The sequence below is a fragment of the Nocardia transvalensis genome (assembly GCF_015477765.1).
Taxonomy (GTDB): Bacteria; Actinomycetota; Actinomycetes; order Mycobacteriales; family Mycobacteriaceae; genus Nocardia; species Nocardia transvalensis_A.
The window spans coordinates 590,150-616,895 of sequence record NZ_JADLQQ010000006.1 but is presented as its reverse complement, the minus strand read 5'-3'; the positions used below and the strand labels follow the sequence as shown (position 1 = coordinate 616,895).

The following is a 26,746-nucleotide window of genomic DNA, read 5'->3' as shown; positions in this document are numbered from 1 at the left end:
CGCCCCACGGTCCGAGCCGAGAGGACCCGCCCCACGGTCCGAGCCGAGAGGACCCGCCCCACGGTCCGAGCCGAGAGGACCCGCCCCACGGTCCGAGCCGAGAGGACCCGCCCCACGGTCCGAGCCGAGAGGACCCGCCCCACGGTCCGAGCCGAGAGGACCCGCCCCACGGTCCGAGCCGAGAGGACCCGCCCCACGGTCCGAGCCGGGAGGACCCGCCCCACGGTCCGAGCCGAGAGGACCCGCCCCACGGTCCGAGCCGAGAGGACCCGCCCAGCAGTGAAAGCAAAGCCACTGCCGGGCGGGGGAACGAGAGGGCTCGCCCGGCTGTGAAAGCAAGTGGCGCAGGCCCTCTCTCGTCGTCCCGGCGCAGACCCTCTCGTCATCCCGACGCAGACCCTCTCGCGCATCCCGGCGTGCTTTTGGCCGGGAGCTTTGTCCTGCCGGGGATACCTGTGGCGCGCGGGGGCGGTGGGGCGGGACTATGGTGAGCCACATGCTTGCCGAACAGGCCGCGGAGGCGATTGCGGGACATACGGGGGTGGCGCGTCATCGGGTTGCGGTGGTGCTCGGATCGGGGTGGCAGGAGGCGGCTGCCGAGATCGGCAATCCGACAGCGTCCGTGCCGATGGCGGAGCTGCCCGGATTCGGGGCGCCGACCGCGCAGGGGCATCAGGGGATGGTGCATTCGGTGCGGGTCGGGGATTCGCCGGTGCTGCTCATGATGGGGCGCCAGCATTTGTATGAGGGGTACGAGCCGGCGCAGGTGGTGCACGGTGTCCGCTCCGCTGTCGCGGCCGGCGCCGAGGTCGTGCTGCTGACCAACGCGGCCGGTGGTATCCGGTCGGGCCTGCGGGTCGGCGAGCCGGTGCTGATCAGCGACCACATCAACCTCACCGGCCGCACCCCGCTCACCGGAGCCACCTTCGTCGACCTCGTCGACGCCTGGGATCCGGAGCTGCGCAAGCTGGCCAAGGAGATCGACCCGAGCCTCACCGAAGGCGTGTACGCGGGCCTGACCGGCCCCCAGTACGAAACTCCCGCCGAGATCCGCATGCTCGCCACCGTGGGCGCCGACCTGGTCGGCATGTCGACCGTGCTCGAGGCCATCGCCTGCCGCGCGGCGGGTGCCCGCGTGCTGGGCATCTCCCTGGTCACGAACCCGGCCGCGGGAGTCACCGGCGCGCACCTGTCCCACGCCGAGGTGCTCGCCGAGGGCCACGCCGCGGCGCCGCGGCTGGGCAAACTGCTGCGCGGCGTGCTGGAGCGCCTCTAGATCGTGCGACCGGTCACCTCGAGCCGAGGAGGATTATCCGCGTCGAATCGGTTATGCCGGAAGGGATATCGCTCGGTCGCGTCCGGCCGCCCCGGACGGAATCCGCAGGAAGGGATGTGCCGCTGATGTTGCGTTTCGGAACCGCCGGTCTGCGTGGTCCACTGCAGGACGGCCCGGACGGGATGAATATCACCACCGTGACCCGGGCGACGGCGGGGCTGGCCGAGTGGCTGCGCGGACGCTGCCTCGGCGGCGGCCTGGTCATCGTCGGCCGTGACGCCCGGCACGGCTCCACTGAATTCGCCGAGGCCACCGCGGAAGTCTTTGCCGCCGCAGGCTTTTCGGTGCTACCACTGCCCAGGCCGCTGCCCACCCCGGTCGTCGCCTTCGCCGTGCGCGAGCTGGGCGCGGTGGCCGGAGTGCAGATCACCGCCTCGCACAACCCGCCCACCGACAACGGATACAAGGTGTATCTGGACGGCGGCTCCCAGCTGATCCCACCCGCCGACGCCGAGATCGAGCGCTGCATCGAGGCTGCGCCGGAACCGATCTCGCGCGCCGATCCGCGACCGACCGCACCCGATCCGGCGATCCTCTCGCTGTCCGCGGGCACCTCGGTGAGCGAGATGGGCGAGGAGATCGTCCGGCGCTACCTCGCCCGCGTCGCCTCGCTGCCCGAGGTGATCGGCGGACGAGAACCCCTGTCCGCCAACCCACTTCGCATCGCCTTGACGCCCATGCACGGCGTCGGCGGTGAGGCGGCCGTCTCCGCCCTGCATGCGGCGGGCTTCACCGACGTGCACGTCGTGATCGAACAGTTCGCGCCAGACCCGGATTTCCCGACCGTCGCATTCCCGAATCCGGAGGAGCCGGGCGCCGCGGATCGGCTGCTGAATCTGGCGCGACAGGTCCGCGCGGATGTCGCCGTCGCCCTGGACCCCGATGCCGACCGCTGCGCGATCGGGGTGCCCGGCCCGGACGGCTGGCGGATGCTGCGCGGCGACGAAACCGGGGTGCTGCTCGCCGATTACGTGCTGCGCACCGCCCCGCCGCAGTCACTGGTGGCCACCACACTCGTGTCGTCGCGGCTGCTGAGCAAACTCGCTCCCGCCCGCGACGCCCGCTACGCGGAAACCCTCACCGGCTTCAAATGGCTGGCCCGCGCGGGCGAGGGCCTGGTCTACGCCTACGAGGAGGCCATCGGGCACTGCGTGGACCCGGCGACCGTGCGCGACAAGGACGGCATCTCCGCGGCCGTCGCCGCCTGCGACATGATCGCCCGGCTGCGCGCCGAGGGCCGCACCGTCGGTGCCGTTCTCGACGATCTCGCGCTCGAATTCGGTCTGCACGCCGGTGATCAGGTCTCGCTGCGGCTGGCCGATCAGGCCGCCGCGGCCGAGGTCGTCGCGCGGCTGCGCGAGACCCCGCCCGACACCATCGCCGGCGAGCCGGTCACCTGCACCGACCTGTTGCAGGCACGCGGCCGCATGCATACCGACGCACTGATTTTCGAGGGCGCCTCGCAGCGCATCGTGATCCGCCCCTCCGGCACCGAGCCCAAACTCAAGTGCTATCTGGAGGTGGTGGAACAGGTGCCGTCCCGCGACGCCCTCGAGGATGCGAAACTGTCGGCCGCGCAACGGCTGGCCGAACTGCGCGCCTACTGCCAGAAACTCTGATCGGACGATTCAGCGGGGCCCGAACTGACGATCGCCCGCATCGCCGAGGCCCGGAACGATGTAGGCGTCGGCATTGAGCCCCGAATCCACGGCGGCGGTGAGCAGCCGCACCGGAAGTCCGGACTGCTCCAGCGTCGCCACCCCCTCCGGAGCCGCCACCACGCAGATGGCGGTGATATCGGTGGCCTTGCGGGCGACCAGCAGTTCCAAGGTGTGCCGCATGGACCCGCCGGTGGCGAGCATCGGGTCGAGTACGAAGACCGGCAGCGCGGACAGATCCTCCGGCAGCGACTCCAGATACGGCACCGGCTGATGGGTGTCCTCGTTGCGGGCGATGCCGACGAAGCCGACCCGCGATTCGGGGATCAGCTCGCTGGCCGCATCCACCATGCCCAGCCCCGCGCGCAGCACGGGAACCAGCAGCGGCGGGTGCGCCAGTCGAGCCCCCTTGGCGGTTGCGACCGGCGTGGCCACCTCGAAAGAGGCGAGCGGAGCGTCGCGCAGGGCCTCGTAGATCAGGATGCCGGTGAGGTCGCGCAGTGCCGCCCGGAACGCCGGATTCGGTGTCCGGGCATCCCGCAAGGTGGTCAGCAGGGTTGCGGCCAGCGGATGATCCACGATGTGCGTGCGCATGAGGGAACGATAAGGTCTGTACCGGTTCGGTTCCGAACCCACGGCACATTTGTCCCGTCCGGGACGGAACCCTGCCCACGGCACCTGCGTCGAAGTACTCGAATGACGTAATCTGCCGAGAGACCAGCACGATGGGGGATGTTGATGCACAAGATCTCGGTCGACACCGAGGGCGTCGCCGCCTACGGTGCGACAGCCGATGGCCTCGCCGGGGAGATGGCCGCCGCCGCGGCCGGCGCGGCAGGAGCCGATCCGGTGCTGCTGGGTCCGATCTTCGGTCTGGTCGGCGGTGATTTCGTGGCCGCCTATGCCGCGGCCCACGCCGGTCATGTCGCCGCGATCGGACAGCTGTCGGCGGTGCTGGGCACCGTCGGCACCGCAGCGACAGGTTCCGCGACCGCGTATTCCGGAACCGACGCCGGCGGCGCGGCGGCCCTGCGCTCCGTCGAAGGGGATTTGGCATGACCGCCCCGGTGATCGATCTCAGCGCGCTGGCGCAGCCGCTGATCGACCTGCTCGCCAGCTTCGGCTCGGGCGCGCTGCCGAGCGGCGGTCCCGCGGATGCGCTGCGGCTGACCTCCACCACTCTCGACAACATCCACCAAGCGGGCAGCACGAGTATCAATCAGCTCACCAGTGCCTGGAACGGTGAGGGCGGCGACGCCGCGATGAATAAGGCGCTGAAGGTGCAGACCTCGGCGGCGAGCCTGTCCGACCGCGGCAATGACATCGCCGACGTGGTCAGTCAGGCGGCGGCCTCGGTGCAGACCGGCCAGAAGGAACTCGACGCGATCCTGCAGTCGTTCGTCGATTCGGTCACCGCGCTCGGCCCTGCCGTCGGCACCCCGCCCGGACTTGCCATGGTGGTGAGTTCCGCGATCGACCACCTCGGACAGGCATTGAACGTGGTCGGCCGGGTCCGCTCCGAACTCGAGACCCACACCGCCTCGATGACCGAACTCACCCCGCCACCGCCGACTCCCCCACCGGCGGCCGCGGTGGCACCGGCCGCGGTGGCCGCGCCCGTGTCCGGCGGCATCCAGCAGGCGAGTTCGCTGGTCGGCAGTGCGCTGTCCAGCGGCGGCTCGATGCTCGGCGGCTTCACCCCGGCCGCCGCGACCGCGCCGTCGCGGACGCGTCCGGGCGGCACGACCTCTCCGTCGCCGCAGTCGGCCACCGGCGACAAGCCGGGCCGCCACGGCGGCGTCATGATCAAACTGCCCGACGGCAGCGAGGTCGAGGCCCCCAACGAGAAGGCGGCCACCGCGGTGAAGTCGGCGATCAGCGCCGTCGGGACGCCGTACGTGTGGGGCGGCAACACCCCGGGCGCCGGCCTGGACTGCAGCGGCCTCACCAAATGGGCCTACGGCGAGGCCGGCGTCGACATTCCCCGGCTGGCCGCCGACCAGAGCGCCGGAGCCACCCCGGTCAGCCCCGGCGACCTCATGCCGGGCGATCTGGCCATCTGGGACGGCCACGTCGCGATGGTGATCGGTAACGGACAGATGGTCGAGGCCGGTGATCCGGTACAGACCAATCCGATTCGAACGGAGAACTTGGGTATGGCGTTCCACGGCTTCTACAGGCCCACAACATGAGCATGAACCAACAGCAGACACCGCAGCTGCCGAACGTCACCGTCGCCGCCAGCACCAACCGCGCCGGCACCATCAGCGTGCGGGCCACCGATCAGGGCATGCCGGTCGAGATCAAATTCGAACGCAGCGAATACCGTTATGGAGCACAGGCTTTGGCCACCGAGATCCTGCGGCTGACCAAGCGCTCGACGATCGTGGCCAAGGCGCGCCGACGCGAGCTGCTGGCAGAGTCCGGTATGCCGGCGGAGATCCTGGACAAGCTCGGGCTGCCCACCCGCCAGCGCGCGGTCGACGAGCTGGACCGCATGGACGACGAGGACACGGGACCGACTACCTGGATGAGGCCGGTGTGAGGGAGCGAAGCGAGCGAGCCATGAACACAGCCGCTACCGCGGTCATGACGGAGCCGAGCGCTAGCGAGGCGCAGTCATGAGCGCGGAGATGGATGCCTTGGTCGCGCAGGCGACCCAGAAGCTGGAGGCGCTCGAGGCGGCGCTGTACGGCCTCAAGCAGGTGCGGGGCCGCTACACCACCGAGGACGGCTCGGTGAGCGTGGAGGTCGACAGCGACGGTGCCCTGGTCGCCCTGACACTGGCGGAGACGGTCACCTCCCGTTCACCTGCGGAAGTGGGGCAGGCGATCATCTGGGCCTGCCAGCAGGCGGCCCAGAACGCCGGTGAGCAACGGTCCAAGGTGGTTGCCGAGCTGAACTCCACGTTCGTGGCAGCGCCGCCGGGAAACGTTGCGGGGCGGGCCGAATAGTGCGGAACGCCGAGGCTCGATAGGCTTCCCGTCATGGCTTCTGGAGACATCGTCCCGATCGAGCTCGGCCTGACCGACGGCGACCTCGTCACACTGTGGGCACCGCGTTGGCGGGACGGTGACGACGAGTGGGAGGCATTCCTCGGGCACGAGGACGCGCTGTACGGCTTCGAGTCGGTCGCGGAGCTGGCCGCGTTCATCCGCACCAACGACGACAACGATCTGGTGGACCATCCGTCCTGGAAGGTCGTGGTCGGGTTGTCGGCGGATCAACTCGAGCCGGAGGAGCAGCACGTCTTCGATCTCGTCGGGGTGCCCGAGCTGGCGGCGGGTGATCCCGATCCGGAGATCGTGGCCGAGCTCGAGGAGACCCTCGACATGGTCCGCACCATCGGCGAGGTGTGCGAACTCGACGTGGTGACGAAGTTCTTCGGCTCGCATCCGGTGCTGGGCGCCCTGCCCGCGGGGGTGAGCGCCTTCTACGGGCGTGAGGGCGAGGAGCTGTGGAACCAGATCGGCGCCGCCATCGCCAAGGACTGGGACCGGGTGGTCGACGCGATCGACTCCGTGGTGCAGACACCCGAGGTGGATGCCGACGCGGTCGCGGTCGCCGAGGCGGAACTGCTTGCCGCCGAGGAGAACATCGTCGACGCCGAGGACGCGGCCGATACCGACGACGAGATCGAGCCGGTCGACCTCGATGCCGACGACGAGGAGGAAGAGGACGAGGAGGAGACGTTCTGGCACGAGGTCGGCATCGACCCGATCAAGATCGTCACCTCGTCGGAGACCTTCTACACGTTGCGCTGTTACCTCGACGACGAGCCGGTATTCCTCGGCAGCAACGGCACGATCACGGTCTTCACCTCCGAACGCGCGCTGGCCCGGTACCTGGCCGACGACCACGACCACGACCTGGCCCGGGTGAGCACCTACGGCGAGGTGCAGACCGCGGCCGTGGACGGCTCGCTCGAGATCGAGGTCGAAGACGAGAACGTCTACGTCCTCCCCGGCCTCGCCGACGATCTCGCCGAGGGCCCGAAGGCCGTCGACGTCGAACAGCTCGACCTGGCGGTCGAATTGCTCACCGACGCAGCCGATTACGCCGACGACGACACGGCAGAACAGGCCTTGGCAAAGTCCACCCCCCTCGGCTGGTACGTCTCCTACCTCCTCGAGCCCGACCCCAGCCGCCTGGCCCCCAGCCCTCCCTTCACCGCCGAGGCCGAAACCTGGCGCACCCTGGAACACGCCTTCGAAAACCGCCTCGAAAAGGGCTGAGCAGGTCCGCCTCCCCGACACCCGGCGGGCACCCTCCGTCCCCGACACCCGGCGAGTGCCCTCCATCCCCGACACCCGGCGAGCGCCCTCCATCCCCGAACCCCCAGCGGAGCGGGCCCCTTTCATTCCCTGTCATTGCGGCCCCTAGGGCCGCAATGACAGGGTCTCTCACCGATCACCCGATCAGAACCGCATACCCCGGCTTGATCACCTCGTCGATCAAACGCAATCGATCCGGGAACGGGATGAATGCCGACTTCATCGCATTGATGGTGAAGCGTTCCAGATCGCTCCAGCTGTAGCCGAAGGTCTCGACCAGTTTCAGCATTTCCTGGCTCATGGTCGTGTCGCTCATCAGGCGGTTGTCGGTGTTCACCGTGACGCGGAACCGCAGCCGGGCCAGCAGGTCGAAGGGATGCTTGTCCAGGGCGGGCACCGCACCGGTCTGCACATTCGAGGACGGACACAACTCCAGCGGAATGCGCTTGTCCCGAACGTAATTGGCCACCAGCCCGAGGCGCGGCTCGGTGTCGGAGTCGAAGATGTCGTCGGTGATCCGCACACCATGGCCGAGCCGGTCACAGCCGCAGAAGGCCAGCGCCTCGTGAATCGAGGGCAGGCCGAAGGCCTCTCCCGCGTGGATGGTGAAGAACCCGTGGTTGGCTCGCATGTATTCGAAGGCATCGAGGTGCCGGGTGGGAGGGAATCCGGCCTCCGCACCGGCGATGTCGAATCCGGCGACCCCCCGGTCGCGGAAACGGACGGCCAGTTCGGCGATCTCCAGCGACCGCGCCGCATGCCGCATGGCAGTGAGCAAGCAGGTCACCCGAATCGGGTTGCCGGCCGCGGCGGCGAGCTCCTCGCCCTCGCGGAATCCGGCCAGGGTGTTGTCGACCACCTCGTCCAGGGTGAGCCCGCGTTCGAGGTGTTGTTCGGGCGCAAAGCGCACTTCGGCATACACCACGCCGTCGGCGGCCAAATCCTCCGCACATTCGCGGGCAACTCGCCGCAGCCCCTCGGGGGTCTGCATCACCGCGACGGTGTGGTCGAAGGTTTCCAGATAGCGCTCGAGCGAACCGCTGTCGGCGGCATCGCGAAACCAGGTCCCCAACGATTCGGCGTCGTGCGCCGGCAGCTGGTCGTATCCGCACTCGGCGGCCAGCTCGAGGACGGTCGAAGGTCGCAGACCACCGTCGAGATGGTCGTGCAACACGGCCTTCGGGGCTTGGCGGATCGAGGCGAGGGTCAAAGGCATCGGTCCAGTCATGTACCGACGCTATCCGTATCCGCCGGGTTCCGCAGCAAACTTCGACTGTGGGCATCCTCTCGCCAGCATGTCGCTGGGAGATCGCCCATGTGTCGCCGGGGTCGAGCGGAGACGAAAGAGGGCGGCTCCGTAGCGGAGCCGCCCTCTTTCACGAACGCGAGCCGAACTAGGCCGAGCCGAGCGCGCTGAAGATGTCCAGCAGGTTCTTCAGCCCGGAGGTCGCGTTGTTGAAGATGGACGAACCGGTGCTCAGGTTGTTCAACCAATCCATGTGGAATATCTCCTTCATCAGGTTTCGCGTTTGGAACGGTAGGTCAAAGGTCACGAAACCACAACGGGGGCTTAAGGTCCGACTTAACACCGAGTCCCGATTTTCCGGTTTATTGACGACAATTCGGACGAATCGTCCTATCGGGCAGGCCTCATCTCATATTGCGATGCGCTCCAAGACGATCGGCGCGGGCGTCACCGTTTCGGGCCCGATCGCGTAGGCGCCGCGCAGGGCCTCCAGCGCGGCCGGGATCGCATCGGGGGTATTGGTGTGCAGAGTCAACAGCGGTTGCCCGGCCGTCACGGAATCGCCGGGCTTGGCGTGCATTTCGACACCGGCGCCGAACTGGACCGGATCGCCTTGACGGGCCCGGCCCGCCCCCAACCGCCAAGCCGCCAGCCCGACACCCATGGCGTCGAGCCGGGTGAGTGTCCCCGTGCGCTCGGCCTTCACGACCTCCACATGCTTGGCGCGCGGCAGCGGTGCATCCGGATCACCGCCCTGGGCGCTGATCATGGCGCGCCAATGGTCCATCGCCCGCCCGTCGGCCAGCGCGTCGGCGGGGTCCACATCGTGAATTCCGGCCTGGGCCACCATTTCCCGGGCCAGCGCGACCGTGAGTTCGACGACGTCGGCGGGACCGCCGCCCGCCAGCACCTCCACCGATTCGGCGACCTCGAGGGCATTACCGGCGGTGCGGCCGAGCGGGGTGTCCATGGTGGTCAGCAGGGCGACCGTGCGCACACCGGCGTCGGTGCCCAGTTCGACCATGGCCGTGGCCAACTCGCGGGCCGCGTCGATATTCTTCATGAACGCGCCCGCGCCCACTTTCACATCGAGGACCAGCGCCGCGGTGCCCTCCGCGATCTTCTTGCTCATGATCGAACTGGCGATCAGCGGAATGGATTCCACGGTCCCGGTCACATCGCGCAGGGCGTAGATCCGCTTGTCGGCCGGCGCGAGATCCGCTCCCGCCGCGCACACGACCGCACCGATCGCCGGATCCGCCAGCATCTCCCGCATCCGCGGCACCGAGACATCGGCCTTCCACCCGGGGATGGACTCCAGCTTGTCCAGGGTGCCGCCGGTGTGGCCGAGGCCGCGGCCGGACAGTTGCGGAACGGATGCGCCGCAGGCGGCCACCAGCGGCGCCAACGGCAGCGTGATCTTGTCCCCCACCCCACCGGTGGAATGCTTGTCCACCGTGGGCCGCGGCAGATCGGTGAAGTTCATGCGCTGCCCGGATTCGATCATCGCCTTCGTCCAGCGCGCGATCTCGCGCCGCGTCATCCCCCGCCACACGATGGCCATCGCCAGCGCCGCCATCTGATAGTCGGCCACCTCACCGCGCGTGAAAGCATCGATCACCCAGTCGATCTGGTCGTCGTCGAGCTCTCCCCCGTCCCGCTTGGTCGTGATCACCGACACTGCCGAATGCACACTCACCATCCCCTCAGCCTCTCAGACGACCGCCCCTCCCGGAGCGATTGGGCGACCCTCAACCCCGGAAAAGGGTGCGTCTTCCGGGAAGGGGTGCGGCTGGACCGCGACACGCGGCAACCCCCGATGACCTGCGGTAGCCTCGCTGCCACATCGAAGCGAACAGGGGGAAGTCATGTCGTATGCGGAGCTCGACCGGCGCGTGACCAAGCTCGAGGGGCGGGTCACCGATATCGAGGAAATCCACGGGGCGTCGATCTACAAGCTCACAAGAGATGTCCGCAGGCATGAGCTGATCACTCGGCGGCTTGCCGATAGTGTCAACGGACTCAGCCGGGGCGTGGCGATGATTATGGCGCATATGGGGCTTCCCCCAATCGAGATACCGGAGGTCACCATGCCCACCGAGGAGGAGATCGACGTCTCCTTCGAGGAGGAGTCGTGACGGCGAGCCCAAACCGTCCGTAAACCTTTGCGCCACTGTGTTTTTCGGCGTCCAGTCAACACTCGGCGGGTCGGGGAACCACGACCCCGACCCGCCGCGGACGCTCCGAAACACCCGCATATCCGAATTCAGGTGCCGAAATTCACACCTATTGTTGCCCCGCGGCCAGATCATCGGGCCCGAAGGCACTGGGCAGCAAACTCCCGAGAGGCCGTGGCCCGTCCTGGTGGTCGACGAGCAAATCCGCACCTCCATGCTCGTATAGCACCTGGCGGCAGCGACCGCAGGGCATCAGTGTCGTGCCCCGCGAGTCGCATGCGACAACCGCCAGCAAACGCCCGCCGCCGGTCGCGATCAAGTTACCGACGAGTACACATTCGGCGCAGAGGCCGAGACCATATGAGACATTTTCCACATTGCACCCGCTCACAATTCGGCCGTCGACGGTGAGAGCCGCCGCGCCGACCGGAAACCGCGAGTAGGGTGCATACGCATTCTGCATTACTTCGAATGCCTTGCGGCGCAATGCATTCCAATCGACTTCCGGCATATCGGACCTCCGCTCGAACGACTCGACCACGACCGTAGAGAAGCCATCACAACCCCGTCAATGCCAAAGGCTAGGCAAACCTAACTAATGCGAATTCGGCTTCAACGCGCGGCACGCCGAATTAGTTCCGCGAATCGCCGGGGATTAGAGTTCCAGACAGATCGGTTCAGGTTCCCGGCGGCGGGCCGACCGCAGCCTCCGGGGCGTTGGCTCCGGGCACGAGCTGGTGTTTTCCAGATCCAACGGCTCCCGCCCGCGCGCCGAGACCGCGACCGGGTCCATCAACGACGTTGGAGGCACCGCACTCTATGACGACCACCCTCGAAGCTCCGGCACAGCCGAAGCGGAAGACCCTGTACCGCGGCGACCCGGGCATGTGGTCCTGGGCCCTGCACCGGATCACCGGCGTCACGATCTTCTTCTTCCTGTTCGTCCACGTGCTCGACACCGCGCTGGTGCGGGTCAGCCCGGACACCTACAACCGGGCGATCGAGACGTACAAGAATCCGGTCGTCGCCCTCATGGAGATGGGCCTGGCCGTGTGCGTGCTGTTCCACGCCCTCAACGGCATCCGGGTCATCCTCGTCGACTTCTGGTCCAAGGGCCCCAAGTACCAGCGCCTGATGCTGTGGATCGTGCTCGCGGTCTGGATCCTCGTCGCGGCCGCCGGTGTCGGACGCCAGTTCTTCTACCTGCTGACGGAGCACTGATATGACTGCACCTGTTCTCGGCAAGTCCTACGACCGCCCCGCCAGCCTCGACGCCCCGCGCGCCCCGCGGCGCACCGCGGGCAACAACTTCGAGAAGTACGCGTGGCTGTTCATGCGCTTCTCCGGCCTGCTGCTGGTCGTGCTGGTCATCGGCCACATGACGATCATGCTGATGCTCGACGGCGGCGTGAAGCGGCTGAACTTCGGCTTCGTCGCCGGCCGCTGGGCGAGCCCGTTCTGGCAGCTCTGGGATCTGACCATGCTGTGGCTGGCTCAGCTGCACGGCGGCAACGGTCTGCGCACCGTCATCGACGACTACTCCCGCAAGGACTCCACCCGGTTCTGGCTGAAGACCCTGCTGGTGATCTCGATGATCCTGATCATGGGCGTGGGCACCTACGTCATCTTCACCTTCGACCCCAACATCAGTTAGGAACGCCACCTCGATGAGTGAATCGCGACCGATTCAGGAGCACCGCTACGACGTCGTCATCGTCGGTGCGGGTGGCGCGGGGATGCGCGCGGCCATCGAGGCCGGTCCCCGAGTCCGCACCGCCGTGCTGACCAAGCTGTACCCGACTCGCAGCCACACCGGCGCGGCGCAGGGCGGCATGTGTGCCGCGCTGGCCAATGTCGAAGAGGACAACTGGGAGTGGCACACCTTCGACACCGTCAAGGGCGGCGACTACATCGTCGACCAGGACGCTGCGGAGATCATGGCCAAGGAGGCCATCGACGCGGTGCTCGACCTGGAGAAGATGGGCCTGCCGTTCAACCGGACCCCCGAGGGCAAGATCGACCAGCGCCGTTTCGGCGGCCACACCCGTGACCACGGCAAGGCCCCGGTCCGCCGCGCGTGTTACGCCGCCGACCGCACCGGCCACATGATCCTGCAGACGCTGTATCAGAACTGCGTCAAGCACGATGTCGAGTTCTTCAACGAGTTCTACGTGCTCGACCTGGTGATGACCAACACCGACCGCGGCCCGGTCGCCACCGGTGTGGTCGCCTACGAGCTGGCCACCGGCGAACTGCACGTGTTCCACGCCAAGGCCATCGTGTTCGCCACCGGCGGCTCGGGCCGGATGTACAAGACCACCTCCAACGCGCACACGCTGACCGGCGACGGCATGGCGATCGTGTTCCGCAAGGGCCTGCCGCTGGAGGATATGGAGTTCCACCAGTTCCATCCGACGGGCCTGGCCGGTCTGGGCATCCTCATCTCCGAGGCCGTGCGCGGTGAGGGCGGCATCCTCCGCAACGCGTCGGGCGAGCGGTTCATGGAGCGCTACGCCCCCACCATCAAGGACCTCGCGCCGCGCGACATCGTCGCCCGCTCGATGGTCAAGGAGGTCCTCGAGGGCCGCGGCGCCGGCCCGAACAAGGACTACGTCTACATCGACGTGACCCACCTCGGCGAGGACGTGCTCGAGGAGAAGCTGCCCGACATCACCGAGTTCTCCCGCACCTACCTGGGTGTGGACCCGGTGAAGGAGCCGGTGCCGGTCATGCCGACCTGCCACTACGTGATGGGCGGCATCCCGACCCGCATCCGCGGTGAGGTGCTGCGCAACAACACCGACATCGTGCCGGGCCTGTACGCCGCGGGTGAGTGCGCGTGCGTGTCGGTGCACGGCGCGAATCGTCTGGGCACCAACTCGCTGCTGGACATCAACGTGTTCGGCCGCCGCGCCGGTATCGCCGCCGCCGAGTACGCCCAGCGCACCGAGTTCGTGGAGATGCCCGAGGCCCCTGCGGAATACGTGCAGGGCTGGCTGGCGCGGCTGCTGTCGGATCACGGCAACGAGCGCGTCGCCGACATCCGCACCGAGCTGCAGGCCACCATGGACGCCAATGCCGCGGTGTTCCGCACCGAGGAGACCCTCAAGCAGGCGCTCACCGATATCCACGCGCTCAAGGAGCGCTACGAGCACATCACGGTGCAGGACAAGGGCAAGCGCTACAACAGCGATCTGCTCGAGGCCGTCGAGCTGGGCTTCCTGCTGGAGCTGGCCGAGGTCACCGTCGTGGGTGCGCTCAACCGCAAGGAGTCGCGCGGCGGTCACGCCCGCGAGGACTATCCGGACCGCGACGACGTCAACTTCATGCGCCACACCATGGCGTACAAGGACGTCGAGCCCGGTGCGCACGCCAAGCTGATCGCCGATATCCGGCTCGATTTCAAGCCGGTGGTGCAGACCCGTTACGAGCCGATGGAGCGTAAGTACTGATGACCGCCGTAGCCAACGAGGTAGTTGGGACTTCCCCTTCGAAGCCTGCCCCGGTGCCAGAGGGCTCGACCATGATCACCGTCAAGGTGGCGCGGTTCAACCCGGAGGACGGCCGAGGCGCGCACTGGGATTCGTTCCAGGTGCCGGTGCTGCCGACCGACCGCTTCCTGAACGTGCTCATCTACATCAAGTCCTACCTGGACGGCACGCTCACCTTCCGCCGCTCCTGCGCCCACGGCGTCTGTGGTTCCGACGCCATGCGCATCAACGGCGTGAACCGGCTGGCGTGCAAGGTGCTGATGCGCGACATGCTGCCGAAAGGTGGCAGGGCGCTCACCGTCACCGTCGAGCCCATCCGCGGCCTGCCCGTGGAAAAGGACCTCGTGGTGAACATGGAGCCGTTCTTCGACGCGTTCAAGGCGGTCAAGCCGTACCTGATCACCCACGGCAACGAACCCACCCGCGAGCGCATCCAGAGCCAGGCCGACCGCGCCCGGTTCGACGACACCACCAAGTGCATCCTGTGCGCCTGCTGCACCACCTCGTGCCCGGTGTACTGGAACGACGGCAGCTACTTCGGCCCGGCCGCGATCGTGAACGCCCACCGCTTCATCTTCGACAGCCGCGACGAAGGCGCCCGCGAACGCCTCGACATCCTCAACGACGTCGAAGGCGTCTGGCGCTGCCGCACCACCTTCAACTGCACCGACGCCTGCCCTCGCGGCATCGAGGTCACCAAGGCCATCCAGGAAGTCAAGCGCGCCTTGCTCTTCGCCCGCTGACCCAGCCCGAAACACTGAAGGCCGCCCGCATCCTCGGATGCGAGCGGCCTTCGTCGTTCGCCGCTCGTCCGATACGACCGCAACTACAACAGGCCGCCGATATCCAGCTGGCCTGGGCCGCGCAGAAGTTTTTCGATCCGAGTGATCAGGTCACCGGCCAGAACCGAGATGAGCATGAATGCGGCGAACCATTTCGCGGTTTGGATGGTCGCATTCCGCAACCAGCCACCACGCCACCGAAACTCCGAGTCGGTGGAAACCTCGGCCCAGATTCCCCAGCGAGCAACCGCCCACGCGGCGACGAACATCAGAGCAGCGACGTAGCTGAGCCAACTCTTGGGGTCGTAGTTCCGCCATACCGTGAAGCCGACCAGTACCAGTCCGGCCGTGGTGAGCAGCAATATCAGCCGGGTCGCCCGGATCACCTGGGTCAGCCGGGACGAAACCCCCATTCGCGCCGAGGCATTCGCCGCGCCCATGAACAAGACTCGAAAGTCGAGTACTCCGCCGGCGCGGAACTGTGCGATGAGTTTGCGCCAATCATCGCGACGTTCGGTCAGCCAGGTGCGCCAGATTCGGCGCACATTCCGCGGCGGTCGTGCGAAGCCCCGGTAGTACAGGAGGCCGCGGATCTGGGAGCGATCACGCAGGAACCCACGTCCGTGGATGTCGTCTCGTTCGACGAGGCGGCCACCGCGCCGAACCGTTTGCCAGCGGAGGAGCTCGCGTACTTCACGGCCGCTGCGGCGCCGGGTACCCGGACGGTGATAGCGGCACCGCTGCCATTCGCCCAGTACCCGGTTCCTGCACGGGTGGCCGGTAGTCGTGAGGGGGTAGTCGCATCGGACGGGCCAGGCGGTCCCACGAGACCACTACACCATTCCGGCCAGCACCCAGGTGACGATCGGGAAGACGAGCGCGAATGTCAGCGGCCACGGAATCCCCCAGGGGCTCAGATAATCGAGCAGCCCGGCAAAGGGCTCCAGCAGTCGTACGAGATGGTGCCAGACCTCCCCCATGTCGTGATCATACGGACAGACATACCGGGTCGAGGGCCGATCGACGATGACGATCGCGAAGGCCGCCTTCACTTCTCGTGGAGGCGGCCTTCGGTTCCGGCCAGCGGATTGTCGGGGGTGTGAAGAACCTGCAGGGTAGGTTCTGGTTGAAGCCCTCGAAGCTGGTGGCATCCGACTTGTTCCAGCTGCTCATCTGGGCCCAGACGTTGGGGGCGACGGTGTTGACATGCACTGTGCGCGTGTCGAATTCGCGGCATTGGCCGACGACGACTCGGTCGCCGATCGGGTCGCGCGAATAGATCCATCCGTTCGAGGCACCGAAGTCGTCGTCGATGCCGTGCCATATCAGGGTGTATCCGGAGGGCATGGCCTCGTAGCAACAATGTCGCAGTCCTGACGCAAGTAGTACTCACCGCGGTAGAGCCCATACACCTACCCCCTAATGGTATTGACTAAATACCCCCCAGGGGTATTATTCGAGCCATGCGGAACGACCACTCGGCGCACAGCGGACACGATCACACACACGGGGGCACTGCCATGACCACTCACTCGAGCCACGTCCCCACCAGCTGGAAGATGGCGGCGCTGGCGACCCTGCACTGCCTCACCGGGTGCGCCATCGGCGAGGTGCTCGGCATGGTGATCGGTACGGCGCTCGGGTGGGGCAATGCTCCGACGATGGTGCTGGCGATCGTGCTGGCCTTCGTCTTCGGCTACGCCTTCACCATGCGCGGCGTGCTGAAGGCCGGGCTCACCCTCGGCGCCGCCGTCACCACCGCCCTGGCCGCCGACACCGTGTCGATCAGCGTGATGGAGATCGTCGACAACGCCGTGATCCTCGCCGTCCCCGGCGCCATGGACGCTCACCTGGACTCCGTATTGTTCTGGGCCACACTGGCCTTCGCCTTCGCCATCGCCTTCGTCGTGACCACACCGGTGAACAAGTGGCTGATCGGCCGGGGCAAGGGCCACGCGGTCGTCCACGCCCTGCACGGGCACCACTGAGCCACGTGCCCGGGAACGAAACCGCCCTATCGACACATCCGTCGATCGGGCGGTTTGACGGGAGCGCCTAGTCTGCCCGGTTGCGATACCGGTCGACCAGGTGCTGGTAGAGAGCGTCCTCCTGCGATCCCGGCGAAACATCGCGCAGTCCGAGAGTGACTTTGCGCCCGGCAGCCACGGAATATCCGTCCTTACTCACGCCGAGATCCTCCACGACGGCCTGCAGTAGCTCGTCGAGCTCATCCTGGGTCGCGTAAACGGTGAGGGTGCATTCGACCGGCACCGCCGCCGGGTCGTACGCGTTACCGCAAAGCCGCACAGCGAAATCGAGGATTTCCCCCACCGGCCCGAACCCCGTGTAGCACGGAATACGGTTCACTCCACGAACCCGATGCGCACTCTCTTCGAGCAACAGTGCGATCGGGTGAATCTCGTCGTTGTCGAGAGACCCGGGCCCACTGGGATCGGGCCACCCCAGCCCCACCGCGATCTGCCATGCGCCCCGTTTGTCGTCTTCCATCCGCACCCCTCCCGTCACCGCCGCCCGATGCGGCTCACCGCGCGGCGCTCTCACCTGATTCGACGCTCTCACGCCACCCGCGGTTCCATTCACGATCGATCATGCGGCCCACCCGATCTCGTCGGCACATCCGACCTCGCTCCACCACCAGCCGTCCGCCCGCCCCTTTCGCGAGCAGTCGCTTCGAACCGCGAAATCAGCATCGGCCGGGATATCGCGGGCGAACAGGGGTAGCTCGGCTCCCCAGCCGAGGCATCATCACATGTTAGTCATCTACGCCCCAGACCTATCGAAGATCCGGGACTTCTGTGGCGGTCGAACCAGCTTCGCGGTCCAACCCAGCGCGCCGTCCTCGTGACGACGGCACTCCGGGACATGCCGAGAGCATCGGTGGAGGTCAGTGCCGTCGCGAGGGAGGCTCGCCGATATCCAATCCGGCCGCGCGCAGATGTTGTTGCAGTTCCCGTGCATTGAGTTCGGCGAGATAGGTGTTGTAGGCATCCAGCGCCGGGTCCGCATGGTGCGGGCGCATCGGCCGTGTCGGGAGCAGTTCGGCGGGAACTTCGCGCGACAGGTGTTCCTTCGCGCGAGACGCCGTGTCTGCCGGGCGTTGTCGTTCCAACGCCCGGAATCGGAGCCATCCCCAGACGAGGAACGCGGCGAACAGCGGCCACAGCAGGACGTACCCGATGTTGTTGTCGACCGCGACGGTCCTCGGCCCGTGATCCCATGCCCGCCACCCGACTACGAGCAACACCATCACCGCGCCGACCAGAACCACAATCGCTGTGCGTTGTTTGACGGGCATGCCCACGATGCTACCCAACCAATACTACAACCCGTAGGACTTCTCTCACGCAACGAGAAGCCCACGCCCGGAACACCTTTCCTGCCGCGGGCCGCACAGTCCGGGCCTGAGATCTCACGGCCGCGGTTGCGGGGGTGGCACGCGGTGCGTGGTGGCGATCTCGATGAGACGCCGCAGGGCTGGGCTCTGGACATCTTCTGGCGTGCGGATCTTCGCGTGGCGCATGGACTTTCCGGTCCCTTCGAGAATCTTTTCGGGATCGGGGAGCTCGGCACCGTAGTAGAAGCCGAGCACTACATGTTTGGTGTGGGGGGCGATCCAGCAGAAGTGCTCGGTCATCTTCTTCGGCCCCGTACCGTATCCGGCGGTGCGCTGCTGCGGCCAGACCACCTCCACAGTCACGGGCAGCACGTCATAGATCAGGCTGCGGCAGGCGAGGGCCAGGCGGCGAATATCCGGGGACAAGCCGTCTGTCATCGCGATGAAAACGCTGTCGTCCTGCGTCACGATTCCGGTCGCCATACCCGCCCTCCGTTCGAATGAGACTCCGTCCGTACGAACCCTGGCGCTACTTCTCAACAGCTACACGTTGAAACGGAACTCCACGACGTCCCCGTCTGCCATCACGTAATCCTTGCCCTCCATCCGGACCTTGCCTGCTGCCTTGGCTGCGGACATGGAGCCGGCTTCGATCAGGTCGTTGTAGGCGACGACCTCGGCCTTGATGAAGCCTCGTTCGAAGTCGGTGTGGATGACGCCGGCGGCCTTGGGGGCGGTGTCGCCGCGGTGGATGGTCCAGGCGCGGGCCTCTTTGGGGCCGGCGGTGAGGTAGGTCTGCAGGCCCAGGGTGTGGAAGCCGGCGCGGGCCAGGGCGTGTAGGCCGGGCTCGGATTGGCCGATGGATTCGAGCAGTTCGCGGGCGGACTCCTCGTCCAGCTCCAGCAATTCGGCCTCGACCTTGGCGTCCAGGAATACCGAATCCGCAGGGGCAACAGCGGCTTTCAGCTCCGCAACGCGGGCCTCGTCGGTCAGCACCGACTCGTCGGCGTTGAATACGTACAGGAACGGCTTGATGGTCAGCAGCGACAGTTCGCGCAGCAGGTCGGTGTCGAGCTGGTCGCGGACGGCGAACAGGGTCTTGCCGCCGTTGAGGATGTCCTGGGCGGCCTTGGCGGCCTCGAAGGCGGGCTTGCGCTCCTTCTTGACTTTGGCCTCCTTCTCGAGCCGCGGCACGGCCTTCTCCAAGGTCTGCAGGTCGGCGAGGATCAGCTCGGTCTCGATGACCTCGATATCGGCGAGCGGGTCGACACGGCCGTCGACGTGCACCACATCGTCATCGGCGAAGACCCGCACCACCTGGCAGATGGCGTCGGCCTCGCGGATGTTGGCCAGGAACTTGTTACCCAGCCCCGCCCCCTCGGAGGCGCCCTTCACGATGCCGGCGATGTCGACGAACGACACGGTCGCCGGAACGACGCGCTCGGAGCCGAAGATCTCGGCCAGCCTGTTCAGCCTCGGATCGGGCAGCGGCACCACGCCGACGTTCGGCTCGATGGTGGCGAACGGGTAGTTCGCCGCCAGCACGTCGTTCTTGGTCAGCGCATTGAACAGCGTCGACTTGCCGACATTCGGTAGGCCGACGATTCCGAGGGTGAGACTCACGAGAGCAAGAGTCTACGCGGCCCCGTCAGCCCCGGGGGTCGCGGCCCAGGTAGCGCAGGAGCTGGTCGACCGGGGTGTCGGTGGGATCGCCCGCCACGGCCGGGTCGTAGACGCCGTACTGCCGCAACGGTTCGATCAGCCCGCCGGCGCCGAGGAGCAAGGCCGCGGCGAGGTCGTCGGTCAGCGGTGAACGCTGGCCGGTGGCGGCGGCGATGTCCCAGGCGTGGACGGCCGCATCCAGGGCGCACAGGACCGCCGCGACCGAGGCGGGCAGGGCGCCGTGCGGCAGCGGGGTGGGCACGGGTGCGGTGGGGTCGGTGACGGTCGCCCAGGCCGCGGCCGCCTCGTCGACGGCCGTGGCAACCAAGGCGGCGGGCAGGCCGGTGATGGTGCCGGAGGGGGCGAACGGGTCGTATTCGGGACCGGATCCGACGCCGAGTGCCCTGGCATAGGCGCGCTGATCGGCGGCGGCGTGCTGAATCACCTGCGTAACCGTCCATTGCGAGCACGGAGTCGGCAGCCGCCACTGCTCGTGGCCGATTCCGGCGACCACGTCGACCAGGGCGCGGTGGGAGGCGATGAGCACATCCCGCCATACCGGAGCGAGGGCGGTGGCCGGATCGTCGGCGGTCTGCGGGGTGATGCTCATCGGTGGTGCCTTTCAACTCGTTTCGCTGTCGAACATAGCGACATCCACCGACAAGACATTCCCGGAGGTGGCGAAGTCGGATCGAATCAACGCCCGCCGAGCCCGGATTGGGCGATGCCGCGGACGAATGCCTTCTGGGCGAAGGCGTACACGATCAGCAGCGGAGCCAGCACGATCAGCGCGGCGGCCATGAGGATCGGCCACTGCGTGTGGTACTGCCCCTGCAGGCGCACCAATCCCAAAGTGGCCGTGGCTATCTCGTTGCGTTGAATCATCACCAGCGGCCACAGGAAGTCGTTCCACACCGTGATCCAGGTGAGCACGGCCAGCACCATGACCGCGGGACGGGCGTGCGGGAGCAGCACGCGCCAGTACACCTGCCAGGTGCTGCAGCCGTCGAGAACGGCGGCCTCCTCCAGCTCCACCGGCAGCGTGCGGAAGAACTGCCGCATCAGATAGGTGCCGAAGGCCGAGCCGAACAGGCCGGGCACGATCATCGCCCACGGCGTATCGACCCAGCCGAAGGCGCGCATGAGCAGGAATTGCGGAATGACCGTCACCGTCAGCGGCACCATCAGCGTCGCCAGGTACGCCACGAACAACAGATCTCGCCCGGGAAAACGCAAGCGCGCGAAGGCATATCCGGCCAGCGAGCAGAAGAACACCTGCCCGGCGGTGACGCATCCGGCATAGATCGCCGTATTCAGCAGCATGCGCCCCAGCGGCAACAGCCCGAAGACCCGGCCGTAATTCGACCACTGCGGGTCGGAGGGGATCGGATTCGGGTCGCTCAGCGCGCCATCGCCTTTCAGCGAGGCCGACAGCGCCCAGAGGATCGGCCCGATGGCACACCAGGCGATCACCACCAGCGCGGCATAGATCAGCGCCCCGCGCACGATCGCGCGCCGCGCCCGCACGGTCACCACGGCTGTGTCTCCCGCCGCGACAGCCACAGCTGCACCAGTGTGAGAACCAGCAGCAGCGCGAACATCACCCAGGCCAGCGCGGCGGCATAGCCGACCTCGTAGAACCGGAAGGCGTTCTGGAACAGCATGATTCCCAGCACGAAGGTGCCCGTCTCCGGGCCGCCGTTGCCGTCGGTGAGCGCGTAGGCCTGATCGAAGGCCTGCACGGTGTTGATGACGGTGATGACGAAGACGAACGACAGGGCGCCGCGGATCAACGGCACGGTGATCGAGCGGAAACGCCGCCAGGGGCCCGCACCGTCGATCATCGCCGCCTCGTACAGGTGCTGTGGAATGCCCTGCATGGCGGCGAGCAGCACGACCGTCGCGAACGGCACGCTCTTCCACACCGTCACGATGCTCAGCGAGATCAGCGCCCACTGCGGCTCGCTGAGCCACGGCACCGGCCGCAGCCCGACCCACCCCAGGACGAGATTCACCAATCCCCCGTCGGTGGTGAACAGGAACCGCCACACCACGGCCATCGCCACGGTCGAGGCGACGAGCGGCAGGAAGGCCACCGTCCGAAACAGCCCGATTCCCCGCAGCTTCCGATTCAAGGCCGCGGCGACCGCGAGGCTGATGGCGACCGTCGGCACCAGGGTGAGAACGGTGAACACCGCCGTATTGCGCAGGGCGATATAGAACAGCGGATCGCCGAGCAACTGGCGGTAGTTCCCCCATCCGGTAAACCGCATCGGCCGGAACAGATCCCACGAGTGGAAGCTCAGATACAGCGAAAACCCCAGCGGAAACAGCATGAACACCGCCACCGCCGCCAGATTGGGTGCCACGAACCCCATCCCGGCGCGAGCCCGCCGCCGCGCGAGCTCCGACCGCCTTCGCTCGCGCGTCGTCTTCGGCACCGCCCGGATTGTGCGATCGTCCGCGGGCCGCGGTGCCGCCGTTATACGGTCGGCACGCCCACCCGCGAACGCCGGGACGCGGTTCCGCACGGATTCGAGGCTCATACCGGCGCCCCCAGCAGCGCGTCGATATCGGCGGCCTTGTCCGCCAACGAATCCGCCGTCGCCGCCCCGCGCAGCACCCGATTCATACTGCGCATGAGCAGCGCATCCACCTTGCCCCACGCCGGAGTGGTCGCCAGCTGTCGCGAGTGGTCCGGACCGCCGGTAAACACCTCCAGATTGCGAATGTGCCGGTGGGCGGCGGCAAATCCGGGCGAGTGCATAGCGGAGCGGAGCACCGGCACGAACAGCCCGGATTCGGCGATGATCGCCTGCCCGACGGGCCCCGTCGCGAATTTCACGAATTCCCAGGCCTGTTCGCGTCGCGGACTCGCGGCCGCGATCGCCAGCCCGGTGCAGCCGACATCGGTGACCGCCGCCGGACCGCCCTGGGGGCCCACCGGCAACACGGTGACATCGAAGTCCAGTTCGTCACGGCCGATGAACTCCGAATACAGCCAGTGCCCGCCCAGCAGCATGGCCGCCCGCCCACCCGCGAACAGATCGTAGGCCGAGACCGCCTGGCGGTCGGCGGTATTCGGCGCCACCCGGTGCCGCACGGCGAGATCGGCATAGAACTGCACGCCCGCCGCGAACCGTGGATCACCGATATTGGTGCGGGTGGGCGCCATCGGCGGGCTGAACCATGCCGCCCCGTTGTTCATCGCGAAACAGGCTGCCGAATACGCCGGCACCCAGCCGTCCACGAACCCCCACTGCCGCACCCGCCCGCCGCCGTCGCGATGGGTCAGCGCCTGCGCGGCCGCCAGGAATTCGGCGTAGGACCACGGCCGATCCCAGCGGGTGGGCGGGTGAATCCCGGTCCGGTCGAGAAGCTTTCGGTTGTAGTAGAGGAAGATGCCGGACCACTGCTCGGGCAGCGCGTACTGTCCGCCGCCGTAGGTGAAGGTGTCGTACAGCGGGCGATAGCCGTCCTCCCGCAGCGCCGCCGCCCGGTTCGGCTCCCGGTCCAGCAGCGTGCGCAGATCCAGCAGCACACCGCGTTCGGCCAATCCCGCATACAGCAGTTCCCAGGCCATCAGCACGTCCGGGCATTTGCCGCCCGCGCAGTAGGTCAGCATCTGCTGCAACGGATCCGGCCCCGACAGGATGCCCCGAATCCTGATGTCCGGACGGCGCCGGTGGAATTCGTCGATGATGCGCAGCCGGGCGCGTGCCTCCTCCGGTCGCGCCTGGAAGAAGAACGTCACCGCGTCGTCGTGGGCGTCCCCGCAGCCGCCCAGCAATGGAGCGGCCAGCATCGAAGCGAGCACGGCGCGACGGGGAAGCGGTGACACAACAACCCTCCCTCCGCACGGCAACCAGGACAACGGCAGAAGCTGTGGAGGCGCGGCAGCATTACCGCGGACCAGCACCGCAGCATACGCACGAGGGAGGATCGGCGAGGGCAACACGCGGGCAACGGACGAATGTCCGCTCCGCCCAGATCCCAATTGGTGAGAATGCGATGTGCACTATGTGGGATCGACATGCGACCATGCGGTCGGACACCCCCAACCGGGTGGGGAATGTTCAGACTTGGTCAAGTCGGGCACATCCGCGCCCCGGTTCAGCTACGTTGTGTCCGTTTCCGCAAGACCCAGCTAGACACACGGGAGAGTAGCTCGCATGGCGACCATCGAATACCTCCGAACAGACCCCGACCTACCTCCCGTGGGAGTCGTGGACCGTTCTCGCCCGAGCCCCGCGAAGAAGGGGATCTTCCTCGTCATCGCGGTGCTCGGTGCCATCGCCTGGGCGATCCTGGCCATTGCGCGCGGCGAAAGCGTCAATGCGGTGTGGATCGTGGTCGCGGCGGTGTGCACCTACGTGATCGCCTTCCAGTTCTACGCCCGGCTGATCGAATACAAGATCACCAAGCCGCGCGACGACGTCGCCACGCCCGCCGAGGAACTGGAGAACGGCAAGGACTACATGCCGATGGACCGGCGGGTCCTGTTCGGCCACCACTTCGCCGCCATCGCCGGTGCCGGTCCGCTGGTCGGTCCCGTGCTGGCCGCGCAAATGGGGTATCTGCCCGGCACCATCTGGATCGTGATCGGCGTGGTGCTCGCCGGTGCGGTGCAGGACTATCTGGTGCTGTGGGCGTCGACGAAACGACGCGGGCGCAGCCTCGGGCAGATGGCGCGCGAGGAACTGGGCGTCGTCGGTGGTGTCGCGGCGCTGCTGGCCGTGCTGGTGATCATGGTGATCCTGCTGGCGGTGCTGGGCATCGTGGTGGTCAACGCGCTGGCCGCGACCAGAGGCGCCGACGGACAGCTGCACGGCGGCAGCCCGTGGGGTGTGTTCTCGATCTCGCTGACCATCCCGATCGCGGTCCTGATGGGCCTGTATCTGCGCTACGTGCGGCCGGGCAAGGTCGGTGAGGTCTCGCTGATCGGTTTCGCGCTGTTGCTGCTGGCCATCGTCTCCGGCCGCTGGGTCGCCGAATCCGGTTGGGGCCACGACATGTTCACGCTGTCGGGCACCACCATCGCCTGGATGCTGATCGTCTACGGCTTCATCGCCTCGGTGCTGCCGGTGTGGCTGCTGCTGGCGCCGCGCGACTATCTGTCGACGTTCATGAAGATCGGCACCATCGTGCTGCTGGCCATCGGTGTCATGGTCACCATGCCGGTGCTGAAGGCACCGGCGATCTCGCAGTTCGCCGGTAACAGCAGCGGTCCGTCGTTCGCGGGCAGCCTGTTCCCGTTCCTGTTCATCACCATCGCCTGCGGTGCGCTGTCGGGCTTCCACTCGCTGGTCTCCTCGGGCACCACGCCGAAGCTGCTGGAGAAGCAGGCGCAGGCGCGGATGATCGGCTACGGGGGCATGCTGATGGAGTCGTTCGTGGCGGTCATGGCGATCATCGCGGCGAGCATCCTCGACCAGCATCTGTACTTCGCGATGAATGCGGGTGCGGGCGTCACCAAAGGCACCGCGGAGGGGGCCGCCGCCTACACCAACAGCCTCGGTCTGAGCGGCCCGCCGATCACCGGGGCCGACCTGGATCAGGCCGCCAGGGATGTGGGTGAGACCAGCATCGTGTCGAGAACCGGTGGCGCGCCGACCCTCGCGGTCGGCATGGCCGAGGTGATGCATCAGTTCATCGGCGGCGCCGCACTCAAATCGTTCTGGTACCACTTCGCGATCATGTTCGAAGCGCTGTTCATCCTCACCACGATCGACGCGGGCACCCGCGTGGCGCGGTTCATGCTGTCGGACACCCTCGGCAATCTGGGCGGACCCGCCCGCAAGTTCAAGGATCCGTCGTGGCGGCCGGGCGCCTGGCTGTGCTCGTTCGTGGTGGTGGCCGCGTGGGGCTCGGTGCTGCTGATGGGTGTGACCGATCCGCTGGGCGGCATCTACACGCTGTATCCGCTGTTCGGGATCGCCAACCAGCTGCTGGCCGCGGTGGCGCTGACCGTGGTGCTGGTGATCGTGGTCAAGAAGGGCCTGGTCAAATGGGCGTGGATACCCGCGGTGCCGCTGGTCTGGGATCTGATAGTGACGATGACCGCGTCCTGGCAGAAGATCTTCTCCGGCGACAGCAAGATCGGCTACTGGACCCAGCACAGCCTCTACAGTGACGCCCGCGATGCCGGACGGATACTGGCACCGGCGAGGACCATGGAAGATATGGACAAGGTCGTCCGCAACACCTTCATCCAGGGCACGCTGTCGATCATCTTCGCGCTGCTGGTGCTGATCGTGGCGCTGGTCGGGCTGATCGTGTGTATTCAGGCGATCCGCAAGGGCGGTAGTGCCACCACCGAATCACCGGAGGTGCCCTCGAAGATCTTCGGTCCCAGGAGCTTCTTCGCCACCAAGGCCGAAAAGGAGGTGCAACGGGAATGGGACGAGCTGGTGAAGGCGGGCAAGGTCAGGATTCCCGGCGCCGCCCACGCGATGGCCAGAGAGTGAGTTCCGCAGCTGTTACGCAGAGCCGTCCCCTGCGGGCGGCTCTGCGCGCCCTGCGCGGGGTGGTCTGGTATATGAATTCGATTCTGGGGGGCCAGGATTACGCTCGCTATGTCGAGCATCTGCGCCGCAACCATCCGGAGCGGCCGATCCCGACCGAGCGGGAGTACTGGCGGGAGCGGCACGCGGCGGCCGACCGCAACCCCGCCAACCGGTGCTGCTGACCATGCGAGACCCTCGCGCTCCGCAAAGCAGCACATCAACAGCAATTCAGGCGATAGCCCTCATGCATCACAAACGA

Annotated in this window: 30 protein-coding genes; 15 read left to right on the top strand and 15 right to left on the bottom strand. The window is 67.2% G+C overall.

All coding sequences use genetic code 11. The features are described 5' to 3' along the window. The first annotated feature begins 496 nt into the window (after positions 1-496). Complete coding sequence (locus IU452_RS20905; RefSeq protein WP_195110765.1) at positions 497-1,276, top strand: purine-nucleoside phosphorylase; 780 nt, start codon at positions 497-499, stop codon at positions 1,274-1,276. 125 nt (positions 1,277-1,401) lie between these two features. After that, a complete protein-coding gene (locus IU452_RS20900; protein ID WP_195110764.1) occupies positions 1,402-2,955 on the top strand; it encodes a phospho-sugar mutase in 1,554 nt (517 codons plus the stop codon). 9 nt (positions 2,956-2,964) lie between these two features. Here the strand turns inward: IU452_RS20900 and upp are convergent, their stop codons facing one another. Then, positions 2,965-3,588, bottom strand: coding sequence for a uracil phosphoribosyltransferase (upp, locus tag IU452_RS20895; RefSeq protein WP_195110763.1), 624 nt, complete (start codon positions 3,586-3,588; stop codon positions 2,965-2,967). A 144-nt stretch (positions 3,589-3,732) separates the two neighbouring features. On the opposite strand from upp, the gene IU452_RS20890 reads away from it, so the two are divergent. The 5 genes from IU452_RS20890 (at position 3,733) to IU452_RS20870 (ending at position 7,229) form a co-directional block, all read left to right on the top strand. Further along, positions 3,733-4,053 (top strand): type VII secretion target, encoded by a 321-nt coding sequence (locus tag IU452_RS20890; protein WP_195110762.1) that lies wholly within the window; start codon positions 3,733-3,735, stop codon positions 4,051-4,053. Then, complete coding sequence (locus tag IU452_RS20885) at positions 4,050-5,186, top strand: NlpC/P60 family protein (RefSeq protein ID WP_228818300.1); 1,137 nt, start codon at positions 4,050-4,052, stop codon at positions 5,184-5,186. Before IU452_RS20890 ends, IU452_RS20885 begins: the two co-directional genes overlap by 4 nt. Further along, positions 5,183-5,539 (top strand): hypothetical protein, encoded by a 357-nt coding sequence (locus tag IU452_RS20880; protein ID WP_416382339.1) that lies wholly within the window; start codon positions 5,183-5,185, stop codon positions 5,537-5,539. Before IU452_RS20885 ends, IU452_RS20880 begins: the two co-directional genes overlap by 4 nt. A 76-nt stretch (positions 5,540-5,615) precedes the next feature. After that, complete coding sequence (locus tag IU452_RS20875) at positions 5,616-5,948, top strand: YbaB/EbfC family nucleoid-associated protein (RefSeq protein WP_195110761.1); 333 nt, start codon at positions 5,616-5,618, stop codon at positions 5,946-5,948. Positions 5,949-5,981: 33 nt separating this feature from the next. Then, positions 5,982-7,229, top strand: a complete 1,248-nt coding sequence (locus tag IU452_RS20870) for a primosomal protein (RefSeq protein WP_195110760.1) — start codon at positions 5,982-5,984, stop codon at positions 7,227-7,229. Positions 7,230-7,404: 175 nt separating this feature from the next. Here IU452_RS20870 and IU452_RS20865 read toward each other — a convergent pair whose 3' ends face one another. Then, on the bottom strand, positions 7,405-8,496 hold the full coding sequence (locus IU452_RS20865; protein WP_195110759.1) for an adenosine deaminase: 1,092 nt from the start codon (positions 8,494-8,496) through the stop codon (positions 7,405-7,407). A 427-nt stretch (positions 8,497-8,923) separates the two neighbouring features. After that, positions 8,924-10,207 (bottom strand): thymidine phosphorylase, encoded by a 1,284-nt coding sequence (locus IU452_RS20860; protein ID WP_324192730.1) that lies wholly within the window; start codon positions 10,205-10,207, stop codon positions 8,924-8,926. Between the two features lie 175 nt (positions 10,208-10,382). Here IU452_RS20860 and IU452_RS20855 point away from each other — a divergent pair, with 175 nt between their 5' ends. Continuing rightward, positions 10,383-10,652 (top strand): hypothetical protein, encoded by a 270-nt coding sequence (locus IU452_RS20855; RefSeq protein WP_195110757.1) that lies wholly within the window; start codon positions 10,383-10,385, stop codon positions 10,650-10,652. A 148-nt stretch (positions 10,653-10,800) separates the two neighbouring features. On the opposite strand, the gene IU452_RS20850 is transcribed toward IU452_RS20855, so the two are convergent. Beyond that, complete coding sequence (locus tag IU452_RS20850) at positions 10,801-11,202, bottom strand: cytidine deaminase (protein ID WP_195110756.1); 402 nt, start codon at positions 11,200-11,202, stop codon at positions 10,801-10,803. A gap of 308 nt (positions 11,203-11,510) precedes the next feature. Between IU452_RS20850 and sdhC the strand changes: the two genes are divergently transcribed. Genes sdhC through IU452_RS20830 form a run of 4 tightly spaced genes read left to right on the top strand, consistent with a single transcriptional unit; the run spans position 11,511 to position 14,925 of the window. Continuing rightward, positions 11,511-11,912, top strand: coding sequence for a succinate dehydrogenase, cytochrome b556 subunit (sdhC, locus tag IU452_RS20845; protein WP_195110755.1), 402 nt, complete (start codon positions 11,511-11,513; stop codon positions 11,910-11,912). A 1-nt stretch (position 11,913) separates the two neighbouring features. Then, on the top strand, positions 11,914-12,345 hold the full coding sequence (locus IU452_RS20840; RefSeq protein WP_195110754.1) for a succinate dehydrogenase hydrophobic membrane anchor subunit: 432 nt from the start codon (positions 11,914-11,916) through the stop codon (positions 12,343-12,345). 31 nt (positions 12,346-12,376) lie between these two features. After that, on the top strand, positions 12,377-14,143 hold the full coding sequence (gene sdhA / locus IU452_RS20835; protein WP_195110812.1) for a succinate dehydrogenase flavoprotein subunit: 1,767 nt from the start codon (positions 12,377-12,379) through the stop codon (positions 14,141-14,143). Continuing rightward, entirely contained in the window at positions 14,143-14,925 is a 783-nt protein-coding gene (locus tag IU452_RS20830) for a succinate dehydrogenase iron-sulfur subunit (RefSeq protein ID WP_195110753.1), read from the top strand. Before sdhA ends, IU452_RS20830 begins: the two co-directional genes overlap by 1 nt. 83 nt (positions 14,926-15,008) lie before the next feature. Here the strand turns inward: IU452_RS20830 and IU452_RS20825 are convergent, their stop codons facing one another. The 3 genes from IU452_RS20825 to IU452_RS20815 all read right to left on the bottom strand — a co-directional run bounded on the left by IU452_RS20825 (position 15,009) and on the right by IU452_RS20815 (position 16,311). After that, positions 15,009-15,509, bottom strand: a complete 501-nt coding sequence (locus IU452_RS20825; RefSeq protein WP_195110752.1) for a hypothetical protein — start codon at positions 15,507-15,509, stop codon at positions 15,009-15,011. Between the two features lie 288 nt (positions 15,510-15,797). Beyond that, positions 15,798-15,944, bottom strand: coding sequence for a hypothetical protein (locus IU452_RS20820; RefSeq protein WP_195110751.1), 147 nt, complete (start codon positions 15,942-15,944; stop codon positions 15,798-15,800). A gap of 7 nt (positions 15,945-15,951) precedes the next feature. Next, positions 15,952-16,311 carry a hypothetical protein gene (locus IU452_RS20815; RefSeq protein ID WP_195110750.1) on the bottom strand — a complete coding sequence of 120 codons (360 nt, stop codon included), beginning with the start codon at positions 16,309-16,311 and terminating at the stop codon, positions 15,952-15,954. A 173-nt stretch (positions 16,312-16,484) separates the two neighbouring features. Between IU452_RS20815 and IU452_RS20810 the strand changes: the two genes are divergently transcribed. After that, positions 16,485-16,952: a DUF4396 domain-containing protein gene (locus IU452_RS20810; protein WP_228818296.1), complete on the top strand. Its 468-nt coding sequence runs from the start codon at positions 16,485-16,487 to the stop codon at positions 16,950-16,952. 67 nt (positions 16,953-17,019) lie between these two features. On the opposite strand, the gene IU452_RS20805 is transcribed toward IU452_RS20810, so the two are convergent. From IU452_RS20805 to IU452_RS20770, 8 genes are all read right to left on the bottom strand, one after another. Next, positions 17,020-17,472 (bottom strand): hypothetical protein, encoded by a 453-nt coding sequence (locus IU452_RS20805; protein ID WP_195110748.1) that lies wholly within the window; start codon positions 17,470-17,472, stop codon positions 17,020-17,022. 397 nt (positions 17,473-17,869) lie between these two features. After that, entirely contained in the window at positions 17,870-18,280 is a 411-nt protein-coding gene (locus IU452_RS20800) for a transcriptional regulator (protein WP_195110747.1), read from the bottom strand. A gap of 114 nt (positions 18,281-18,394) precedes the next feature. Then, complete coding sequence (locus IU452_RS20795; RefSeq protein ID WP_195110746.1) at positions 18,395-18,802, bottom strand: DUF1801 domain-containing protein; 408 nt, start codon at positions 18,800-18,802, stop codon at positions 18,395-18,397. A gap of 60 nt (positions 18,803-18,862) precedes the next feature. After that, entirely contained in the window at positions 18,863-19,942 is a 1,080-nt protein-coding gene (gene ychF, locus IU452_RS20790) for a redox-regulated ATPase YchF (protein ID WP_195110745.1), read from the bottom strand. A gap of 25 nt (positions 19,943-19,967) precedes the next feature. Further along, complete coding sequence (locus tag IU452_RS20785) at positions 19,968-20,591, bottom strand: TIGR03086 family metal-binding protein (RefSeq protein ID WP_195110744.1); 624 nt, start codon at positions 20,589-20,591, stop codon at positions 19,968-19,970. Positions 20,592-20,677: 86 nt separating this feature from the next. After that, a complete protein-coding gene (locus IU452_RS20780) occupies positions 20,678-21,517 on the bottom strand; it encodes a carbohydrate ABC transporter permease (RefSeq protein ID WP_195110743.1) in 840 nt (279 codons plus the stop codon). Beyond that, positions 21,511-22,359 carry a carbohydrate ABC transporter permease gene (locus IU452_RS20775; protein ID WP_228818485.1) on the bottom strand — a complete coding sequence of 283 codons (849 nt, stop codon included), beginning with the start codon at positions 22,357-22,359 and terminating at the stop codon, positions 21,511-21,513. The genes IU452_RS20780 and IU452_RS20775 overlap by 7 nt, the downstream gene beginning before the upstream one ends. Before the next feature lie 164 nt (positions 22,360-22,523). Further along, positions 22,524-23,786, bottom strand: a complete 1,263-nt coding sequence (locus IU452_RS20770; RefSeq protein WP_195110811.1) for an ABC transporter substrate-binding protein — start codon at positions 23,784-23,786, stop codon at positions 22,524-22,526. A 367-nt stretch (positions 23,787-24,153) separates the two neighbouring features. Here IU452_RS20770 and IU452_RS20765 point away from each other — a divergent pair, with 367 nt between their 5' ends. Beyond that, the gene (locus IU452_RS20765) at positions 24,154-26,448 is read left to right on the top strand and encodes a carbon starvation CstA family protein (RefSeq protein WP_195110741.1); all 2,295 of its coding nucleotides are present in this window, start codon (positions 24,154-24,156) and stop codon (positions 26,446-26,448) included. Beyond that, positions 26,445-26,669: a YbdD/YjiX family protein gene (locus IU452_RS20760; RefSeq protein ID WP_324192724.1), complete on the top strand. Its 225-nt coding sequence runs from the start codon at positions 26,445-26,447 to the stop codon at positions 26,667-26,669. Before IU452_RS20765 ends, IU452_RS20760 begins: the two co-directional genes overlap by 4 nt. The last annotated feature ends 77 nt before the right edge of the window (positions 26,670-26,746 follow it).

What these genes read in the sequence shown, in the direction of transcription:
- IU452_RS20905 (WP_195110765.1), top strand. Translation starts at nt 497, where the DNA reads ATGCTTGCCGAACAGGCCGCGGAGGCGATTGCGGGACATACGGGGGTG.
- IU452_RS20900 (WP_195110764.1), top strand. Translation starts at nt 1,402, where the DNA reads ATGTTGCGTTTCGGAACCGCCGGTCTGCGTGGTCCACTGCAGGACGGC.
- upp (WP_195110763.1), bottom strand. Translation starts at nt 3,588, where the DNA reads ATGCGCACGCACATCGTGGATCATCCGCTGGCCGCAACCCTGCTGACC.
- IU452_RS20890 (WP_195110762.1), top strand. Translation starts at nt 3,733, where the DNA reads ATGCACAAGATCTCGGTCGACACCGAGGGCGTCGCCGCCTACGGTGCG.
- IU452_RS20885 (WP_228818300.1), top strand. Translation starts at nt 4,050, where the DNA reads ATGACCGCCCCGGTGATCGATCTCAGCGCGCTGGCGCAGCCGCTGATC.
- IU452_RS20880 (WP_416382339.1), top strand. Translation starts at nt 5,183, where the DNA reads ATGAGCATGAACCAACAGCAGACACCGCAGCTGCCGAACGTCACCGTC.
- IU452_RS20875 (WP_195110761.1), top strand. Translation starts at nt 5,616, where the DNA reads ATGAGCGCGGAGATGGATGCCTTGGTCGCGCAGGCGACCCAGAAGCTG.
- IU452_RS20870 (WP_195110760.1), top strand. Translation starts at nt 5,982, where the DNA reads ATGGCTTCTGGAGACATCGTCCCGATCGAGCTCGGCCTGACCGACGGC.
- IU452_RS20865 (WP_195110759.1), bottom strand. Translation starts at nt 8,496, where the DNA reads ATGACTGGACCGATGCCTTTGACCCTCGCCTCGATCCGCCAAGCCCCG.
- IU452_RS20855 (WP_195110757.1), top strand. Translation starts at nt 10,383, where the DNA reads ATGTCGTATGCGGAGCTCGACCGGCGCGTGACCAAGCTCGAGGGGCGG.
- IU452_RS20850 (WP_195110756.1), bottom strand. Translation starts at nt 11,202, where the DNA reads ATGCCGGAAGTCGATTGGAATGCATTGCGCCGCAAGGCATTCGAAGTA.
- sdhC (WP_195110755.1), top strand. Translation starts at nt 11,511, where the DNA reads ATGACGACCACCCTCGAAGCTCCGGCACAGCCGAAGCGGAAGACCCTG.
- IU452_RS20840 (WP_195110754.1), top strand. Translation starts at nt 11,914, where the DNA reads ATGACTGCACCTGTTCTCGGCAAGTCCTACGACCGCCCCGCCAGCCTC.
- IU452_RS20830 (WP_195110753.1), top strand. Translation starts at nt 14,143, where the DNA reads ATGACCGCCGTAGCCAACGAGGTAGTTGGGACTTCCCCTTCGAAGCCT.
- IU452_RS20820 (WP_195110751.1), bottom strand. Translation starts at nt 15,944, where the DNA reads ATGGGGGAGGTCTGGCACCATCTCGTACGACTGCTGGAGCCCTTTGCC.
- IU452_RS20815 (WP_195110750.1), bottom strand. Translation starts at nt 16,311, where the DNA reads ATGCCCTCCGGATACACCCTGATATGGCACGGCATCGACGACGACTTC.
- IU452_RS20810 (WP_228818296.1), top strand. Translation starts at nt 16,485, where the DNA reads ATGACCACTCACTCGAGCCACGTCCCCACCAGCTGGAAGATGGCGGCG.
- IU452_RS20805 (WP_195110748.1), bottom strand. Translation starts at nt 17,472, where the DNA reads ATGGAAGACGACAAACGGGGCGCATGGCAGATCGCGGTGGGGCTGGGG.
- IU452_RS20800 (WP_195110747.1), bottom strand. Translation starts at nt 18,280, where the DNA reads ATGCCCGTCAAACAACGCACAGCGATTGTGGTTCTGGTCGGCGCGGTG.
- IU452_RS20795 (WP_195110746.1), bottom strand. Translation starts at nt 18,802, where the DNA reads ATGGCGACCGGAATCGTGACGCAGGACGACAGCGTTTTCATCGCGATG.
- IU452_RS20785 (WP_195110744.1), bottom strand. Translation starts at nt 20,591, where the DNA reads ATGAGCATCACCCCGCAGACCGCCGACGATCCGGCCACCGCCCTCGCT.
- IU452_RS20775 (WP_228818485.1), bottom strand. Translation starts at nt 22,359, where the DNA reads ATGGGGTTCGTGGCACCCAATCTGGCGGCGGTGGCGGTGTTCATGCTG.
- IU452_RS20770 (WP_195110811.1), bottom strand. Translation starts at nt 23,786, where the DNA reads ATGCTGGCCGCTCCATTGCTGGGCGGCTGCGGGGACGCCCACGACGAC.
- IU452_RS20765 (WP_195110741.1), top strand. Translation starts at nt 24,154, where the DNA reads ATGGCGACCATCGAATACCTCCGAACAGACCCCGACCTACCTCCCGTG.